Consider the following 17,195-nt stretch of genomic DNA (forward strand, 5'->3'; position numbering starts at 1 on the left):
GGTGCGGTGGGGGCCGTGCGTTCGGCCGTTCGGCTCGCCGGCGGGGCCGTTTGCAGGCGCCCCGCTCGCCGGGACCGTCCCGCGGGCGTTGCCTGGGAGGGTGCCCTCACGTCTCCGACGCGGCCTGTCGGCCGTCCTGATCGCCCTCGCCTGCCTGCTCGCCCCGTGCGGCACGCTGGCGGCCTGGGCGGCGTACGGGCTGGCCGACACCGGCCGGTACGCCGCCGCCATGGCGCCGCTCGCCGCCGACCCGCGCGTGCGGGACGCGGTCGCGGACACGGTGGGCGACGGGGTCATGAACGAGGTGGGCGCCGGTCCCCTGCGCGCGACCGTACGCCTCTACGTGCAGGACGCGGCCCGCTCCTTCACCCGGACCGGGGCCTTCCGCGCGGGCTGGGACGCGGCCAACCGGACCGTCCACACCGCCGTGCTGCGCGCCCTGCGCGACGAGGGGTCCGCCGGGCACCCCGTCACGGTCGACCTGGCCCCCGTCACCGCCCGGGTCCGCGGCCGCCTCGTCCACGACAACGTGCCGCTGGCGCAGCGGATCCCGGTCCGGCACACCGAGGTCACCGTGCTCCCGGCCCACGAGGTGGACCGGCTCAGGAAGGGCTACCACGTGCTCGACGTCGCCGCCTTCTGGCTGCCGCTCGCGGCCGTCGTCTTCGCCGTCGCCGGGATCGCCGTGGCCGCCTGCCGCCGACGTGCGCTCACGGCCGCCGGCATCGGCACGGCCGTCGGCGGGATGCTGCTCGTCCTCGCGGTCCTCGTCGGCCGCCGGCTCACCCTGGCCGAGCTGCCCGGCGCGGTCGACGGTCCGGCCGCCGGCGCCGTGTACGACGCCCTCACCGCGACCCTGCGCACGGCCTCCTGGCTGCTGGTCGGCCTCGGTCTGACGGTCGCCGCGGCCTCCTGGCTCACCGGCCGGTACGGACACCTGCTGCGCCGCCGCCGACGCCCCGCGGGCCCCACCGTCGACCCGGCGCCGCCCCGCCCGCCCCGAGCCCGGCTGTGAGGCCCGGCGCGGGGGCCGGTTCGGGAGCCGGCTCGGGGGCGGAGGGAAACTTTCCGCCCGCGTCCGCCGTCCTTGGGGGAGGATCCGGGCAACGCACCCGCGAGCGGAGGGCCGGGACGTGGACACCGACACGGCGGGGGACGAGGGGACGCACACGCCCGGCGGGCCGACGGTCCGCCGGACCGGGCGGCGGTTCGGGGCCTGGTGCGCCGGGCTGCTGTTCGCCGGGGTCAGCGTGGTCGTCGGCTGCCGGATCGCCGACACCGACGGCATCACCCCGGTGCCGCAACTGCTCGCCTTCCTGCCCTGGCTGCTGGTGCCGGCCGGGGCCGGGCTGCTGCTGACGCTCCTCGCCCGGTGGTGGCCGGGAGCGGTATGGGGCGTGGCGCTGCTCGGACTGCTGGCCTGGTTCACCGAGCCGTACGGCAAGGCCGGGGAGCCGGCCGGGCCGCCCGTCGCCGAGGTGCGGGTGCTGACGTCGAACGTCGAGTTCGGGCAGGGCACCGACGCCCTGATCGACGCGGTGCGCCGCGAGGAACCGGACCTGCTGTTCGTGCAGGAGTGCGAGTACACGTGCGACGCGGCCCTGCGGCGGGAGCTCGGCGCCGACTACCCGCACCGGCGGGCCGTCGAGGGCGGCGGCTCCGAGGGGTCGGTCATCCTGAGCCGCTTCCCGCTCGCGCCCGCCCCCGGCGTCTCCGGCACCATGGGCATGCCCGGCGCGGTCGCCGACGTGCGCGGCCACGCCGTGCGCCTCCAGCTCGCCCACCCCATGCCGCCGCTGCCGGAGCAGCTCGGCCTGTGGCGCACGGAGCTGGGCCGGCTGCGCGACGCCGCGGCCGGCGCCGACGGGACCCCCACCGTCCTCGCCGGCGACTTCAACGCCTCCCAGGACCACGCCGCCTTCCGGCGCATCCTCGACACCGGGCTGCACGACGCGGCCCGCCTGGCCGGCGAGGACCGCACGCCCAGCTGGCCGGCCCGGACCACCCCGGTGCTCGGCACGCAGATCGACCACGTGCTGGTGTCGCGGGACTTCGCCGCCCACCGCGCCCGCTTCCTCGTCCTCGCCGACACCGACCACCGCGCGCTGGTCGTCGACCTCACGCTGCACGCGGCGGCCGGCTGACCCCGCCGTACCGGGGTGCTCAGACGCCGATGTCGCGGCCGTCCGCGCGCCACACCGCCACGACCGCCGGGCGCACGATCCTGCCGGGGCCGTCGGGCCAGGTGCTGGCCGGCTGCTCCACCGAGGCGCCGTCGACCTCGCCCGGGTGCTGCACGGAGACCAGCACGCGCCGGTCCTGCACGAGCGGGCCGCAGGTCTCCGCGCCGGTCGGCACGGTCAGGAACTGCTTCAGCTCACCGCGCCGGTCGCCCTTCGTCGCGACGCCGAAGAGGCCGTCGTGGGTGCCGAGCGCGTTGCCGTCGGTGGAGATCCACAGGTTGCCGTGGGGGTCGAAGGCCACGTTGTCGGGGCAGGAGATCGGGCTGACGGCCTCCTTCGGGAAGCCGGCGAAGTACGTCGCCGGGTCCTCCGGGTCGCCGGCCACCAGGAACAGCGACCAGGCGAACGTGGTGGCGTCGGCCCGGTTGTGGCGCTCGGTGAGCTCCAGGACGTGGCCGTGCTTGTTGGCGACGCGCGGGTTGGCCTCGTCGGGGCCCGCGGAGCCGGCCTTGCCGCGGTTGGAGTTGTTGGTGAGGGCGACGTAGACCTTGCCGGTCCGCGGGGACGGCTCGATGTCCTCGGGCCGGTCCATCTTCGTCGCGCCGACCTTGTCGCCGGCCAGCCGCGTGAAGACGCAGACCTCCTCCGCCGTCATGCCCTCGACGTGCGAGACGGCGCCGTGGGCGGTGGCGGTGACCAGCGGGATCCAGCGGCCGCTGCCGTCGAACTCGCCGTCGGCCGGCAGCTTCCCGGTGCCGTCGATGTCCGCGGCCGGGGAGTCGCCGGTGAGCTTGGCGACGTACAGGGTGCCCTCGTCGAGCAGCGACAGGTTGTGCTCGCGCGCGCCCCGGCTGTCGCCGTGCCGCATCCGCTTGCTGCCGACGAACTTGTAGAAGTAGTCGAACCGCTCGTCGTCGCCGGTGTAGACGACCGGGCGCCCGTCGGAGGTCAGCCGCACGGTCGCCGCCTCGTGCTTGAAGCGGCCGAGCAGGGTGTGCTTGCGGGGCGTGGAGGTGGGGTCGTACGGGTCGAATTCGACGACGTACCCGAAGCGGTGCACCTCGTTGGGCTCCCGGGCGACGTCGAAGCGCTTGTCGAACCGCTCCCACTTGCGCTCGGTGGCGCCGGTGCCGATGCCGTAGCGCTTGTCGGTGGCCCGGCTGCTGTTGGCGAAGTACTGGTTGAAGTTCTCCTCGCCGTGCAGCGTGGTGCCCCACGGGGTGGTGCCGCCGGAGCAGTTGTTGAGGGTGCCGAGCACCTTGCGGCCGGTCCGGTCGGCGGAGGTCCTCACCAGGTCGGAGCCGGCGGCCGGGCCGGTGAGCCGGAACTCGGTGGTGGCGGTGACGCGCCGGTTCAGGTGGTGGCGCGGCACCGGCGTCAGCCTGCCGCTGCGGTGGTCCTCCTCCACCACCACGGCGGACAGGCCGTGCGCGGCCCACGCGATCTCGACCTGCTCGCGGGTCGGGTTCTCGGGGTCGTAGCCCCGGAACATCAGCACCTCGTCGGTGTACTCGTGGTTGGCGACGAGGAGCTGCCGCCCGCGCTCGCCCTTCAGCGGCAGCAGCGCGAGGAAGTCGTTGTTGTACCCGAACTGCCCGGCCTGGGCCTTCGCGGTCTGGTTCTCGGGGTCGAAGGCGGGAGCCCCGCGCAGGATGGGCTCGCCCCACCGGATGACGACGCCCTGCCGGTACCCCTCCGGTACGACGACGGCGTCCTCGGTGTTGGGGGCCACCGGCGCGAACCGCAGTCCGCGCGCACCCTGCGGCTTCGACCGGTGCCCGTGTCCCTTCCCGGCCGCCGGCGCGGCCTGGGCGGAGGGCGCCCCCGCCACGCCCACGGCACCGGCGCCCGCGGCGGCGACGGTGACGACGGCCGCGGCGCGCATCATGGAGCGGCGGCTGAGCGCGCCCGCGATGACGTCGCCGACGTACTCGTTGGAGCTGGTGTTGGGCACCTCGTGGAAGCAGGCGTCACCACACCGGAAACGGCAGGTCATGGCGGACCGGCCACCGGGATGCGAACCGGACGGCGTTCCGATCAACGGCAGCAGCTTGCGCACTTCTCGTTCTCCCCTGGGATGCCCTGTGATGCCCTTGGTGTCAGCGCGACCGTAAGAGCACATACGTGCGGGAGCCGGGCATCGGGATGAACGACGGGTGAACCCGCGACAGCGGGACGGGAATGAGCCGCGGCCGGATCCGGCCCTTGACGCGCCGGTGACCCCCGCCCAACCCTGCGCAAGATCACAAGAGGGGGCCGCTAACCTTACGTGTCCGTCCTGGCCAGGGATTGACGGGCATCAACTCACGCGAAGGGTTGCGCACATGGGCATTCTCACTCTCCTGCGGAACGCGTTCGGCCGGTCACGCAGAGCACGGGCCGCCCAGGCGGAGGGTGCGACGCAGGAGACGGCGGCACCGGCCGCCGCTCCGGAGCCGACGCTCCCGTCCCAGCCCACCGCGCCCGAGGAGCCGGCCGGGACCCCGGAGCGGCCGGAGACCGCCCAGGTCCCCGAGCCCCGCACCGAGACCGCCGAGACCGACGAGCACGAACTCGTCAAGGCCGCGTTCACCAACGTCACGGTCCCCAAGCCGACCCGCTCCCCGGACGAAACCCCGACCCCGGAGCCGGAGTCCGAGACCGAGTCCACCCCGGAGCCGGAGACCGAGCCCGAGCCGCAGCCGGAGGCCGAGGCCAAGCCCGAGCCGGAGCCGGAGGCCGAGGCCAAGGCCGAGCCGGAGCCGGAGGCCGAGGCCAAGGCCGAACCCAAGCCTGAGCCCGAGCCGGAGGCCGAGACCAAGGCCGAACCCAAGCCTGAGCCCGAGCCGGAAGCCGAAGCCAAGGCCGAACCCAAGCCTGAGCCCGAGCCGGAGGCCGAAGCCAAGGCCGAGGCTGAGCCTGAGGCCGAAGCCAAGCCCGAGCCGCAGCCGGAAATCGAGGCCAAGCCCGAACCCGCCCCGCAGCCGGAATCCGAGCAGGTCCCGGAACCGCAGCCCGAACCCGAGCAGGCACCGGAACCGGAGCCCACCACCCCCGAACCCGCAGCCGCCGACGCCGGGGAAGCCCCACAGGGGCCACCCGCGCCCGACGACGAAACCAGCACGGGTGGTGCGGGTGGGAACACAGAGGCCGAAGGCGAAGCCGAGGCCGACGGGAAGGCCCCGCAGGGCCCCACCCCCAAGCCCGCCACCCCCGCCGCCCGCATCCGCTCCCGCGCCCCCGGCCTCACCACCGCCTACAAGGCCGCCGGCGCCGCCCTGAAGAAGCACGCCCTCACCGGCACCCGCGCCAAGGTCCACCTCGTCCTCGACCGCTCCGCCTCCATGCGCCCGTACTACAAGGACGGCTCCGCCCAGGCCCTCGCCGAGCAGACCCTCGCGCTCGCCGCCCACCTCGACCCCGAGGCCACGGTCCGCGTCACGTTCTTCTCCACGGACGTGGACGGCACCGGCGAGCTGACCCTCACCGACCACGAGAACAAGATCGACGAGCTGCACGGCGCCCTCGGCCGCATGGGCCGCACCAGCTACCACGCCGCCGTCGAGGCCGTCCTCGCCCGGCACGACGAGGAGGCCCCGGGCACCCCCGCCCTGGTGGTCTTCCAGACCGACGGCGCCCCCGACGCCAGGACCCCGGCCACCCAGGCCCTCACGGACGCGGCCGCGAGCCACCCGGACATCCACTTCTCCTTCGTCGCCTTCGGCGACCCGGAGAACAAGGCGTTCGACTACCTCCGCAAGCTCACGACGGACAACGCGTCCCACTTCCTGGCCGGCGAGACCCCCAAGGAGCTCACCGACAAGGAGCTCTACGAGGGCATCCTGGCCGCCTGGCGTCCCTGACCCGCCACCGCCCGCCCACCGCCGCCCGCTTCTCACCCCGCAAAACGGGAAGCGGGCGGCGCACCCGTGTCGGCTACGATTTGAAGGTTCCGTACGTATCAACCTGGGAGCAGCCCCCGATGGCTCGACACCTCATCACCAGCGCCCTTCCGTACATCAACGGGATCAAGCACCTGGGCAACATGGTGGGGTCCATGCTCCCGGCGGACGTCTACTCCCGCTACCTGCGCCAGCGCGGCCACGACGTCCTCTACATCTGCGCCACGGACGAGCACGGCACCCCCGCCGAGCTCGCCGCCAAGGAGCAGGGGCTGCCGGTCGACGCCTTCTGCGCGCAGGCGCACGACGCCCAGAAGGCGGTCTACGACGGCTTCGCCCTCGCCTTCGACTACTTCGGCCGCAGCTCCTCGCAGCAGAACGTCGAGATCACCCAGCACTTCGCCCGCAAGCTCAACGAGAACGGCTTCATCGAAGAGCGCGCCATCCGCCAGGTCTACAGCCCCACCGACGGCCGTTTCCTCCCGGACCGCTACGTGGAGGGCACCTGCCCCCACTGCGGCTACGACAAGGCCCGCGGCGACCAGTGCGAGAACTGCACCCGCGTCCTGGACCCGACCGACCTGATCGACCCGCGCTCGGCGATCTCCGGCTCCACCGATCTGGAGGTCCGCGAGACCAAGCACCTCTTCCTCCTCCAGTCGAAGCTCCAGCACGAGGTCGAGGAGTGGGTGGCCCGGCACGAGGAGGAGTGGCCGCAGCTGGCCGCGTCCATCGCCCGCAAGTGGCTCACCGAGGGGCTGCACGACCGGGCGATCACCCGCGACCTGGACTGGGGCGTCCCGGTCCCGGCCGACACCTGGCCTGACCTGGCGGCCGAGGGCAAGGTCTTCTACGTGTGGTTCGACGCCCCGATCGAGTACATCGGCGCGACGAAGGAGTGGGCGGACCAGGACCCGGAGAACCGGGACTGGAAGTCCTGGTGGTACGAGGCGGACACCGGCGAGAACCCGGTCCGCTACACCGAGTTCATGGCCAAGGACAACGTCCCCTTCCACACCGTGATGTTCCCGGCCACGCAGCTGGGCGTCCGCGAGCCGTGGAAGAAGGTCGACTACGTCAAGGCGTTCAACTGGCTGACGTACTACGGCGGCAAGTTCTCCACGTCCCAGAAGCGCGGTGTCTTCACCGACCAGGCCCTGGACATCCTGCCGGCCGACTACTGGCGGTACTTCCTGATCGCCAACGCCCCGGAGTCGGACGACTCGTCCTTCACCTGGGAGCACTTCACCGCCACGGTGAACAAGGACCTGGCCGACACCCTCGGCAACTTCGTCAACCGCGTGCTGTCCTTCTCGAAGAAGCGCTTCGGCGAAGAGGTCCCGGCGGGCGGCGAGCCCGGCGAGGCGGAGGCCCGCCTCGGCGAGGAGATCGCGTCGCTCCTCGCGGAGTACGAGACCCAGATGGAGGCGCTCCAGTTCCGCAAGGCCGCCGCGGCGCTGCGCGCCCTGTGGTCGGCGGGCAACTCCTACCTGGAGGAGAAGGCCCCCTGGCTGGAGATCAAGACCGACAAGGACGCCGCCGCCCTCACCCTGCGCACGGCGATGAACCTGATCCACCTCTACGCGGTGGTCTCGGAGCCCTTCATCCCGGCGTCGACGGCCGCCATGCGCCGGGCGTTCTCCCTCCCGGACGACACGGCGAGCTGGGTCACCCCCGAGGAGGCCCGCGCCCTGACCACGGTCACGGCCGGCGTCCCCTTCACCGTTCCGCCGGTCCTCTTCGCCAAGCTGACGGACGAGGACCTGGAGGCGTACAAGGAGCGCTTCGGCGGCGAGCCGCAGGCCGCGTAACGACCTCGCACCACCCATGTCAGGGCCCGGGAACACATGTTCCCGGGCCCTGACGCGTGGGCTAGATTGCGAAGATCACGCGTCGGCGTGATCCATTCACGTGGGGGGATCCATCCATGGCACTGTTCGGCAACGCGCACAGCATCGACCCGGGCCAGGCTCAGCAGGAGTACGCGCGCCTGCTCGGCCAGGGGGAGCAGGTCTACGCGGCCTACCTGCTGATCCGCGACACCATCCTGTTCACCGACCGCCGGCTGCTCCTGGTCGACAAGCAGGGCATCACCGGCAAGAAGACCGAGTACCACTCCATCCCGTACCGCAGCATCACCCACTTCGCGGTGGAGACGGCCGGCCACTTCGACCTCGACGCCGAGCTGAAGATCTGGCTCTCCGGCAGCGCGACCCCGATCCAGAAGACCTTCACCAAGGGCGTCGACATCTACGAGGTCCAGGCGATCCTGACCCAGTTCGTGGCGCGGTAGGGCTCGGGCCGCCAAGCCCCTCCCCTCCCTCCCGCGGGGCATATTCACTCCAGCGGGTGAATATGCCCAACTGGGCTGGATTCGGCACCTGTTGTCTGGCTTACGCTCAGCGCGACACCACCCCGGACATGCGACGGCCCTCGCCGGGACTCGGAATCCCAAAGCGAGGGCCTGACCACCGAGGAAGTAGGGCTTCCCGATGGGTACCGAAAACCCTAGCGCGCCCCCGCGCGCCCAGTCCCGCAACCGCGGCAAGAACCACGCCGACGCGCGGCCGTTCGCCGGCGTCGTCCACGACAACGCGCGCCACACCGAGAACTTCACGGTGATCGGCAACCACCTGCTCCAGCACCCGGAGCTGTCCCTGCTCGCCATCGGCCTGGCGGGCTGCATCCAGTCCGTGCGGCCGGGCACCGCCGTCGACATCAAGTCCCTCGCCGCCCGCTTCCCCGAGGGACCCACCCGCATCGCCGCCGCCCTGCGCGAGCTCGAAACCCACGGCTACCTGCACCGCACCCGCGAACGCACGCCCACCGGCCGGGTCGTCACCCGCACGGTCTCCTGCAACAAGCCCGGACACCGCGCCGCCCGTGAGACGCCCTCCCCGCGGCCGGCACGACGCGCGGCCCAGGAGAAGCCACCGCCGCGCAAGCGCCTCCCCGCCGTACCCCGGCCCTCGTGTCCCGCGCCCACCCTCCTCCAGGCGGCCGTCGACGTCCTCTCCGGTCTGCGCCACCGCGACCCGCGCCTCCTCCTCTCCGCCACCGACGCCGAGCACCTCGCCCCAGGTGTCGCCGCCTGGCTGGAGCGCGAGGTCACCCCCAGCGCCGTACGCCACGCCCTGACCGAGAACCTGCCGAACGAGCCCCTGATCCGGCCGGCCGCCCTCCTCGCCCACCGCCTGGCCGCCCAGCTGCCGCCCCCGCCGCCGTTCCGGCTGGAAAAGGTCGCCCGCGGACTTGCGTCCTTCGAGCCGTCGGTCACCGCGTACTGGTTCGAGGTGGTGGAACTCGGCTTGGCGAACACCCCGCACAGGGAGAACTGGAGGCAGCAGATGAACAACGTCGTCACCCACTTCCCGGGCCACAAGACGTACTTCGAGGAGAAATACCTGGAGGGCAAGGCCGAAGGGGAGGCCAAGGGCGAGGCCAAAGGGATTCTGCGCGCTCTGGAGGTACGAGGCGTTCCCCTCACCGACGAAGTCCGTCAGCGCATCACCGCCTGCACCGACCTCGCCCGCCTCAACGACTGGCTCGACCGTGCCGGCACGGTGGAGCGGGCGGAGGACCTGTTCACCCCGGGTGCGGACCCGACGGAACTCCCGAAGGACGCTCCGTGAACCGTGACCTCAGCAGCGAGTGCCTGAGCCCGGAGCTCCGGGACAAGCTGAGCGGCCGTGCCATGACCACAGCCTTCTGCACGGCCCTCGGCGTTCCCCCGCAGGCAGCGATCGACGACGAGAACGCCCACCTGACCGAGATCAGCCGCCGTGACTCTCTGACCCTGGAGGAGGTCACCCACCTCCGCGCGCGGGCGGGCGGCTGGACCGACGAGTACGCGCAGGGATGGGCGGACGGCCTGGCCGAGGGACATGCGATCGCCGTACTCAGAATCCTGCAGGGACGAGGAGTTCTCGTCACCGCCGATGTCTGGGAACGCGTCACCAACTGTTCCGAACTGCGGGTCCTGACCCGGTTGCTGAACCGGGCGTACTCCGTCACACGGGCCGACGACCTGTTCGGTACCGATCCCCGCCCCATCCCGGGCCCGCGTCGGCGTTCGGCGGCTGAAGCGGGGCGGTGGCGGCGGGACGGCGGAGGGGCCGGCCACCGATCGGATCGGTGGCCGGCCCCTCTGCCGTGTCGTCGGCGGACTACTTCGGCTGCGGCTTGCGCACCTGCAGGTGCAGCTCGCGCAGGCGGGACTCGTCCAGCTCCGTCGGCGCGCCCATCATCAGGTCCTGGGCGTTGCCGTTGAGCGGGAAGGCGATCGTCTCGCGGATGTTCGGCTCGTCCGCGAGGAGCATCACGATGCGGTCGACGCCCGGGGCGATGCCGCCGTGCGGCGGGGCGCCGAAGCGGAACGCGCGCAGCATGCCGGCGAACTTCTCCTCGACCGTCTCCCGGTCGTACCCCGCGATCTCGAACGCCTTGAGCATGATCTCCGGCTCGTGGTTCCGGATCGCGCCGGAGGACAGCTCGACGCCGTTGCAGACGATGTCGTACTGCCAGCCCAGGATGTCCAGCGGGTCCTGGGTCTCCAGGGCCTCCAGGCCGCCCTGCGGCATCGAGAAGGGGTTGTGGGAGAAGTCGATCGTGCCGGTCTCCTCGTCCTTCTCGTACATCGGGAAGTCGACGATCCAGCAGAAGCGGAAGACGTCCTCCTCGAACTGACCGGCGCGCTTGGCGGCCTCGACCCGCACCGCGCCCATGATCTTCGAGACCTCGTCGAACTCGCCCGCGCCGAAGAACACCGCGTGACCGGCGGCCAGCGACAGGCGCTTGGTCAGCTCCGCGACGTTCTCCTCGGTGAGGAACTTCGCGATCGGGCCGGACAGCGTGCCGTCCTCGCCGACGCGGACCCAGGCCAGGCCCTTGGCGCCCTGCGAGACGGCGAAGTCACCCAGCTGGTCGAAGAACTTGCGCGGCTGGCCGGAGACGTCCGGCACCGGCAGGGCCCGCACGTGCTTGCCGGCGAAGGCCTTGAACTCCGAGCCCTGGAAGATGTCGGTGATGTCGACGAGCTCCAGCTTGGCGCGCAGGTCCGGCTTGTCGGAGCCGTACTTCAGCATCGCCTCCCGGAACGGGATGCGCGGGAACGGCGACGTCACGTGACGGCCGTTGCCGAACTCCTCGAACAGCTCGGTCATCAGCTTCTCGATGGGCTGGAAGACGTCCTCCTGCTCGACGAAGCTCATCTCCACGTCGAGCTGGTAGAACTCGCCCGGCGAGCGGTCCGCGCGGGCGTCCTCGTCGCGGAAGCAGGGCGCGATCTGGAAGTAGCGGTCGAAGCCGGAGATCATCAGCAGCTGCTTGAACTGCTGCGGCGCCTGCGGCAGGGCGTAGAACTTGCCGGGGTTCAGGCGCGACGGGACGACGAAGTCACGGGCGCCCTCCGGGGAGGTGGCGCTCAGGATCGGCGTCGCCATCTCGTTGAAGCCCAGGGCCGTCATCTTGTGCCGGATCGCCGAGATGACCGCCGTGCGCAGCATGATGTTGCGGTGCATGCGCTCGCGGCGCAGGTCCAGGAAGCGGTACTCCAGCCGCCGCTCCTCGTTGACCCCGTCCTCGGTGTTGATGGTGAAGGGCAGGGGCTGGGCCGCGCCGAGCAGCTCGACCTCGCCCACCTCGACCTCGATCTCACCGGTGGGCAGGTCGGCGTTGACGTTCTCGGCGCCGCGGGAGACGACCTTGCCGTCGACCCGGACGGTCGATTCCTTGGTCAGCTTGTCCAGCGCCTCGTACGCCTCCGTGCCCGGACGGGCGACGAGCTGCGTGATGCCGTAGTGATCGCGCAGATCGATGAAGAGGATGCCGCCCAGGTCGCGCCGATTGTGCAGCCAGCCACTCAGTCGGACGTCGGTGCCGACGTCAGAGGAGCGGAGCTCGCCGCAGGTGTGGGACCTGTACCGATGCATCGTCGTTCATCCAGTCTTCGCGGATCGGGGGCTGTGTCCCACGGATCTCACGGGCTCACCTGGCGTGGTCTCGCGGTCCGTGTTTCACGTGAAACAACCCCAGCGTACCGGGGACCCGGGGCTCGGTTCCTCACCAATACCACAGGGGCGAGCGGTGGCAGCCCTCGAAGACCTCTTCTTAGAGTGGGGCAATGTGCACTGGTGAGCCCCTTCCCGAGGTGGGGGACGTCCTCGCCGCTCTCGGAACCGGCCTGTGGCACTGGGACACCGCCGCCGGGCGGGTCACGGTCGACGCCGAGGCGGCGCGGCTGCTCGGTCTGCCGGCCGAGCGGACGAGTCTCACCGAGGCCCAGACACGTGCCCGGCTCCACCCCGTCGACTGGAACGAGATCACCGGTGTGGTCCGGCTGGCCGTCTCCGAGCACACCGTCGCCGAGGTCCGGATCCGGATCGTGGACGAGCGGGGACAGGTGATCCGTGTCGTGCGCAGCCGCTCCAAGCCGTCCTACGACCGTGTGCGCAAGGCGTACGAGCTGATCGGCACCCTCCAGGAGGTCACCGAGCCGACCCCCGGCACCTCCGCCGCACGCAGCGCGGTCACCGGCGACTGGCGCCGCTCCCGGGAGGCGTTCCTGCTGGACGCGGGCCGGGCCCTGGCCGAGGCACGGTCGACCGAGGAGGTGCTGCGGGTCGCGGCGGGCCTGTCGATGCCGGGCTTCACCCCGGACGGGCTCGCCGTCTTCGGCGTGTCGGGCGATCGCCTGACGGTCATCGGTCACCACGGCCAGCCGCAGGACGACATGGACCCGTTCGTGGACATGCCGCTGGACACGGACTACCCGGCCGCCGAGGCGGTCCGCACCGGCCGCGCCGTCTACCTCTCCTCCCCCGGCCAGTACCGCTCCCGCTACCCGATCACCTGGCCGCTCGCCGAGCGCTTCGGCCGCCAGTCCTGGGCCTTCCTGCCGCTGGTCGCGGGGGGCCGCACCATGGGCGCCTGGATGGCCGCCTTCACCTATCCCGTCGCCTTCACACCGGACGAGCGGTCGGTGCTGACCACCGTGGCCCGCATGCTGGCGCAGGCGCTGTCCCGGGCGGGCGCCGCCGAGACCCAGCGGGAGCTGACCGACGACCTGCAGCGCACCATGCTGCCCGCGCTGGGCCCCGAGATCCCCGGCATGAGCATCGCCGCCCGCTACGTCCCCACCGGCGGCGGGCTCCAGGTCGGCGGCGACTGGTACGACATGATCCCGCTGCCCCGGGGCCGCTTCGCCCTCGTCATCGGCGACGTCCAGGGGCACGACGTACGGGCCGCCGCGCTGATGGGCCAGCTGCGCATCGCCCTGCGCGCCTACGCGTCGGAGGGCCACCGGCCCGACGCGGTGCTCTCCCGGGCCTCCCACTTCTTCCACAGCCTGGCCGACTCCACCGAGGGCCCCTCCGACCTGCGCTTCGCGACCTGCTTCTACGCGGAGGTGGACCCGACGACCGGCGTCGTGGAGAGCGCCCGCGCGGGGCACCTGGACCCCGTGGTGCGGATGGCCGACGGCACGGCGCTGATCCTCGCCACGGAGGGCGGCCTGCCGCTCGGGGTCGACCCGGACTCCGACTACCCGATCTCCCGGCTCGCCCTGGAACCCGGCGACACCCTGATGCTGTGCACGGACGGACTGGTCGAGACGGGCGGCCACGACCTCCAGACCGGCTGGGACCGGCTGCGCACGGTCCTGGAGGAGCACGGGGGCGACCTGGAGGAACTGGCCGACGCACTCGTCCAGGCGGTGCATGGGCCGTCCTCGCACCACACCACCGGCCCCCTGGCCGACCGCCGGGACGACGACATCGCCCTGGTACTGGTGTGCTGGCGGGACGAGAGCTGCGGTCACGGCCCCAGCGCGGTCGCCCGGCCCCCCGTACGGCGCACGGTGCTGACGGTCGCGCAGGCCGAGCCGGAGCGGATCGCGGCCGCCCGGCAGCTGCTGCGGGACCTGCTGCACGACTGGTCCGACGAGGACCAGCGGGACGCGGCGGTCCTGCTGCTGTCCGAGGTGCTGACGAACGTCCTGGTCCACACCGACGCCGACGCGCTGCTGGTGGCCGAGGTCGGCGGGAAGCCGGGCGAGCGGCTCATCCGGGTGGAGGTCACCGACAGCGGCGACGACCTGCCGCACAAGCGGCGGCCGGGGGAGATGGCGTCCTCCGGGCGCGGCCTGATGCTGATCGAGCTGCTCTCGGACGCGTGGGGCGTCGCCCCCCGCGGCAAGGGCAAGAGCATCTGGTTCGAGTTCTACGAGTCCCGGGAGGGCGGGTCCGGGGGCGGGCCGGAGGACGGTCCGGACGCCGTGTCGGGACTCGTGGACGCCTTCTCGGAGGGCGAGTAGCGGCCCTGGAGCTCGTGGACGATCCCGAACGCGGCGGCGGTGAGGGGGACGGCGAAGAGCATGCCCAGGATGCCCGCCACCGACGCCCCCGCGGTGAGCGCCAGCAGCACGACCGCCGGGTGCATCTGCACGGTCCGGCTCTGGATCATCGGCTGGAGCACGTGCCCCTCCAGCACCTGCACGGCCAGCACCACCCCGAGGGCCCACAGCGCGATGACGAACCCGCGGTCGGCGAGCGCGACCAGCACGGCGACGGCGCCGGAGAGGAAGGCGCCGAGGTAGGGGATGTAGGCGCCGACGAAGACCAGCGCGCCGAGCCCGACCGCGCCGGGCACGCGGAGCACCAGCAGTCCCACGGTGATGCAGACGGCGTCGATGAGGGCGATGAGGGTGGTGCCCCGCATGAAACCCTCGACGGCCCCGAAGGCCCGCCGGGCCATCGCCTCGACCATGTCGGCGCTTCCCCGGGGGACGAGGGAGCGCACCGTGCCCACGGCGCGGTCGGAGTCGCGCAGGAAGAAGAAGACGAGCAGCAGCGCGAGGACCGCCATGGCCATCATCTCGCCGGCCACGCTCACCCCGGTGATCACCCCGGAGGCCGCCGTACCGCCGAACTTGCCCAGCAGCTCGCGCGAGTTGGACGCGAGGTCGTCCAGCGACGTCCCGGCCGCCCCGAAGTGTTCGGCGACGCCCCGCGCCGCGTCCTTGAGGGAGGCGATGATCTGGTCGCCGGTGTCGACGAGCGCGGCGGCCACGATGTACACGGCCCCGCCGACCACGGCCACGACGGCGACGCAGGTCAGCCCCGCGGCCAGCGACCGCTGCACGTGCGCCTTCACCAGCCGCCGGTGCAGCGGCCGCAGCAGGGCCGTGCCGAGCAGCGCGAGCAGCGCCGGCGTCACCGCGGTGCGGAACTCGGCGCACAGCCGGATGACGACGTAGACGACACCGCTGGCGAGCAGGAGGACGACGCACCAGGCGGCGAAACGGCGTACCGGACCGGGAAGCAGGTGCACCGCTCCAGCCGATCACACGCCGGGCGGGCTGTCCTGTGCGGACGGCCCGCCCGGGTGAGGCCGCGCGGCCGTCAGGCGCCGGGGCCCTCGGCGGACATGCCGTGCACGGCGGGGACGGTGCCCAGCCGGCCCTTCTGGAAGTCCTCGAAGGCCTGCATCAGCTCGTCCTTGGTGTTCATGACGAACGGGCCGTAGTGGGCCATGGGCTCGCGGATGGGCCGTCCGCCCAGGAGGACGACCTCGAGGTCGGGGGTGTGCGCGTCCTGCTTCTCGTCGGCGCGGACGGTCAGCGAGGAGCCGGTGCCGAAGACGGCCGTCTGCCCCAGGTGGACCGGACGCCGCTCGGTCCCCACCGACCCGCGTCCGGCCAGCACGTACGCCAGCCCGTTGAAGTCCTCCCGCCAGGGCAGCGTGACCTCGGCGCCCGGCGCGAGCGTCGCGTGGACCATCGTGATCGGCGTGTGCGTGATGCCGGGGCCCTCGTGGCCGTCCAGCTCACCGGCGATGACGCGCAGCAGCGCGCCGCCGTCGGGGGAGGTGAGCAGCTGCACCGAGCCGCTGCGGATGTCCTGGTACCGCGGCGCCATCATCTTGTCCTTGGCCGGGAGGTTCACCCACAGCTGGAGGCCGTGGAAGAGACCGCCGGACATGACCAGCTGTTCCGGCGGCGCCTCGATGTGCAACAGGCCTGAACCTGCCGTCATCCACTGGGTGTCGCCGTTGGTGATGGTGCCGCCACCGCCGTGGGAGTCCTGGTGGTCGAAGATCCCGTCGATGATGTAGGTGACGGTCTCGAAGCCGCGGTGCGGATGCCAGGGCGTGCCCTTGGGCTCTCCGGGCGCGTACTCCACCTCACCCATCTGGTCCATCATGATGAACGGGTCGAGGTGGCGGTAGTTGATCCCGGCGAACGCGCGGCGCACCGGGAAGCCCTCGCCCTCGAAACCGCTCGGCGCGGTCGTGACGGTGAGCACGGGACGTGCCACGGCGTCGGCGGGCGCGGATACGCGGGGCAGCGTCAACGGGTTCTCGACGGTCACTGCAGGCATGTCGGTACCTCCTCGGGTACGCCCACTTTAGTTGAGCGTTGAACTTCTTGCCACCCCCAACCGAAAGAGCCCGGAGGGCATTCCCTCCGGGCTCGTGCTGGCGGCGGCCGATCAGCCGTACATGCGGCGCATCGCGAAGTCGACCATCTGCTCGACGGCCTTCGCGTCGAACACCATCCGGTGCTCGCCCTCCATGTCCAGGACGAAGCCGTACCCGGTGGGCAGCAGGTCGATCACCTCGGCGCCGGTGATCACGAAGTACTTGGACTCCTTGCCCGCGTACCGGCGCAGCTCCTTGAGCGAGGTGAACATCGGGATCACCGGCTGCTGGGTGTTGTGCAGCGCCAGGAAACCGGGGTTGTCGCCGCGCGGGCAGTAGACCTTCGAGGTGGCGAAGATCTGCTGGAAGTCCTCGGCGGCCATCTGCCCGGTGGTGAAGGCGCGCACCGCGTCCGCGAGCGAGGGCGGGGACGGCTCGGGGTACAGCGGCGGCTGCTGCCCGTAGCCGCCGGCCATCGGCTGCTGGGGCGGGGCGTACTGCTGCTGGGAACCCGCGTTCTGGTCATAGCCGTACATGGGGAGAAGCGTACCGAGCCGCCCCGCCGCCCGGACGGCCCACGGGGCCGGAAGGCGTCGCACGAAGGGCTCCGGTCACGCCGGGACGCGGGCCGCCGCGGACCGCGGCGAGGCGATCGCGCGAGGCGGTCGCGCGAGGTCGTCGCGCGGCGCGCCCGGGCGGAGGCGGCGGTTCACCC

11 protein-coding genes and 1 pseudogene are annotated in these 17,195 nt (G+C 72.2%); 7 read left to right on the top strand and 5 right to left on the bottom strand.

Annotated features, from left to right (window positions below; all coding sequences use genetic code 11):
* Window positions 1–100 precede the first annotated feature (100 nt).
* Window positions 101–1,015: a hypothetical protein gene (locus JHAT_RS02170; RefSeq protein ID WP_077796289.1), complete on the top strand. Its 915-nt coding sequence runs from the start codon at window positions 101–103 to the stop codon at window positions 1,013–1,015.
* Between the two features lie 118 nt (window positions 1,016–1,133).
* Window positions 1,134–2,144, top strand: a complete 1,011-nt coding sequence (locus JHAT_RS02175; RefSeq protein ID WP_077796290.1) for an endonuclease/exonuclease/phosphatase family protein — start codon at window positions 1,134–1,136, stop codon at window positions 2,142–2,144.
* A gap of 19 nt (window positions 2,145–2,163) precedes the next feature.
* On the opposite strand, the gene JHAT_RS02180 is transcribed toward JHAT_RS02175, so the two are convergent.
* Window positions 2,164–4,242, bottom strand: coding sequence for a PhoX family phosphatase (locus JHAT_RS02180; RefSeq protein WP_077796291.1), 2,079 nt, complete (start codon window positions 4,240–4,242; stop codon window positions 2,164–2,166).
* 265 nt (window positions 4,243–4,507) lie between these two features.
* On the opposite strand from JHAT_RS02180, the gene JHAT_RS02185 reads away from it, so the two are divergent.
* The 4 genes and pseudogenes from JHAT_RS02185 to JHAT_RS35070 all read left to right on the top strand — a co-directional run.
* Window positions 4,508–6,025 carry a VWA domain-containing protein gene (locus JHAT_RS02185; protein ID WP_077796292.1) on the top strand — a complete coding sequence of 506 codons (1,518 nt, stop codon included), beginning with the start codon at window positions 4,508–4,510 and terminating at the stop codon, window positions 6,023–6,025.
* A 119-nt stretch (window positions 6,026–6,144) separates the two neighbouring features.
* Window positions 6,145–7,875, top strand: coding sequence for a methionine--tRNA ligase (gene metG, locus JHAT_RS02190; protein ID WP_077796293.1), 1,731 nt, complete (start codon window positions 6,145–6,147; stop codon window positions 7,873–7,875).
* A 116-nt stretch (window positions 7,876–7,991) separates the two neighbouring features.
* Complete coding sequence (locus JHAT_RS02195) at window positions 7,992–8,357, top strand: PH domain-containing protein (protein ID WP_077796294.1); 366 nt, start codon at window positions 7,992–7,994, stop codon at window positions 8,355–8,357.
* A gap of 199 nt (window positions 8,358–8,556) precedes the next feature.
* Window positions 8,557–9,294, top strand: a pseudogene (locus tag JHAT_RS35070) (helix-turn-helix domain-containing protein); the annotation flags it as partial.
* A 936-nt stretch (window positions 9,295–10,230) separates the two neighbouring features.
* On the opposite strand, the gene aspS reads toward JHAT_RS35070, so the two are convergent.
* The gene (aspS, locus tag JHAT_RS02205) at window positions 10,231–11,994 is read right to left on the bottom strand and encodes an aspartate--tRNA ligase (RefSeq protein WP_077796295.1); all 1,764 of its coding nucleotides are present in this window, start codon (window positions 11,992–11,994) and stop codon (window positions 10,231–10,233) included.
* Between the two features lie 191 nt (window positions 11,995–12,185).
* Here aspS and JHAT_RS02210 point away from each other — a divergent pair, with 191 nt between their 5' ends.
* Window positions 12,186–14,375, top strand: coding sequence for a SpoIIE family protein phosphatase (locus JHAT_RS02210; protein WP_077796296.1), 2,190 nt, complete (start codon window positions 12,186–12,188; stop codon window positions 14,373–14,375).
* Here JHAT_RS02210 and JHAT_RS02215 read toward each other — a convergent pair.
* The 3 genes from JHAT_RS02215 to JHAT_RS02225 form a co-directional block, all read right to left on the bottom strand.
* Window positions 14,282–15,391, bottom strand: a complete 1,110-nt coding sequence (locus JHAT_RS02215; protein ID WP_077796297.1) for an AI-2E family transporter — start codon at window positions 15,389–15,391, stop codon at window positions 14,282–14,284. The genes JHAT_RS02210 and JHAT_RS02215 overlap by 94 nt on opposite strands.
* A 71-nt stretch (window positions 15,392–15,462) precedes the next feature.
* Window positions 15,463–16,440 carry a pirin family protein gene (locus JHAT_RS02220; protein ID WP_077796298.1) on the bottom strand — a complete coding sequence of 326 codons (978 nt, stop codon included), beginning with the start codon at window positions 16,438–16,440 and terminating at the stop codon, window positions 15,463–15,465.
* Between the two features lie 111 nt (window positions 16,441–16,551).
* Window positions 16,552–17,016, bottom strand: a complete 465-nt coding sequence (locus tag JHAT_RS02225; RefSeq protein WP_077796299.1) for an SseB family protein — start codon at window positions 17,014–17,016, stop codon at window positions 16,552–16,554.
* Window positions 17,017–17,195: the final 179 nt, after the last annotated feature.

This window comes from Streptomyces sp. JHA26, from assembly GCF_002005565.1.
Taxonomy (GTDB): Bacteria; Actinomycetota; Actinomycetes; order Streptomycetales; family Streptomycetaceae; genus Streptomyces.

Bases quoted from the DNA above. Each gene is read 5' to 3' on its own strand.
- aspS (WP_077796295.1), bottom strand. From the start codon at position 11,994: ATGCATCGGTACAGGTCCCACACCTGCGGCGAGCTCCGCTCCTCTGAC.
- JHAT_RS02225 (WP_077796299.1), bottom strand. From the start codon at position 17,016: ATGTACGGCTATGACCAGAACGCGGGTTCCCAGCAGCAGTACGCCCCG.
- JHAT_RS02220 (WP_077796298.1), bottom strand. From the start codon at position 16,440: ATGCCTGCAGTGACCGTCGAGAACCCGTTGACGCTGCCCCGCGTATCC.
- JHAT_RS02195 (WP_077796294.1), top strand. From the start codon at position 7,992: ATGGCACTGTTCGGCAACGCGCACAGCATCGACCCGGGCCAGGCTCAG.
- JHAT_RS02210 (WP_077796296.1), top strand. From the start codon at position 12,186: ATGTGCACTGGTGAGCCCCTTCCCGAGGTGGGGGACGTCCTCGCCGCT.
- JHAT_RS02185 (WP_077796292.1), top strand. From the start codon at position 4,508: ATGGGCATTCTCACTCTCCTGCGGAACGCGTTCGGCCGGTCACGCAGA.
- metG (WP_077796293.1), top strand. From the start codon at position 6,145: ATGGCTCGACACCTCATCACCAGCGCCCTTCCGTACATCAACGGGATC.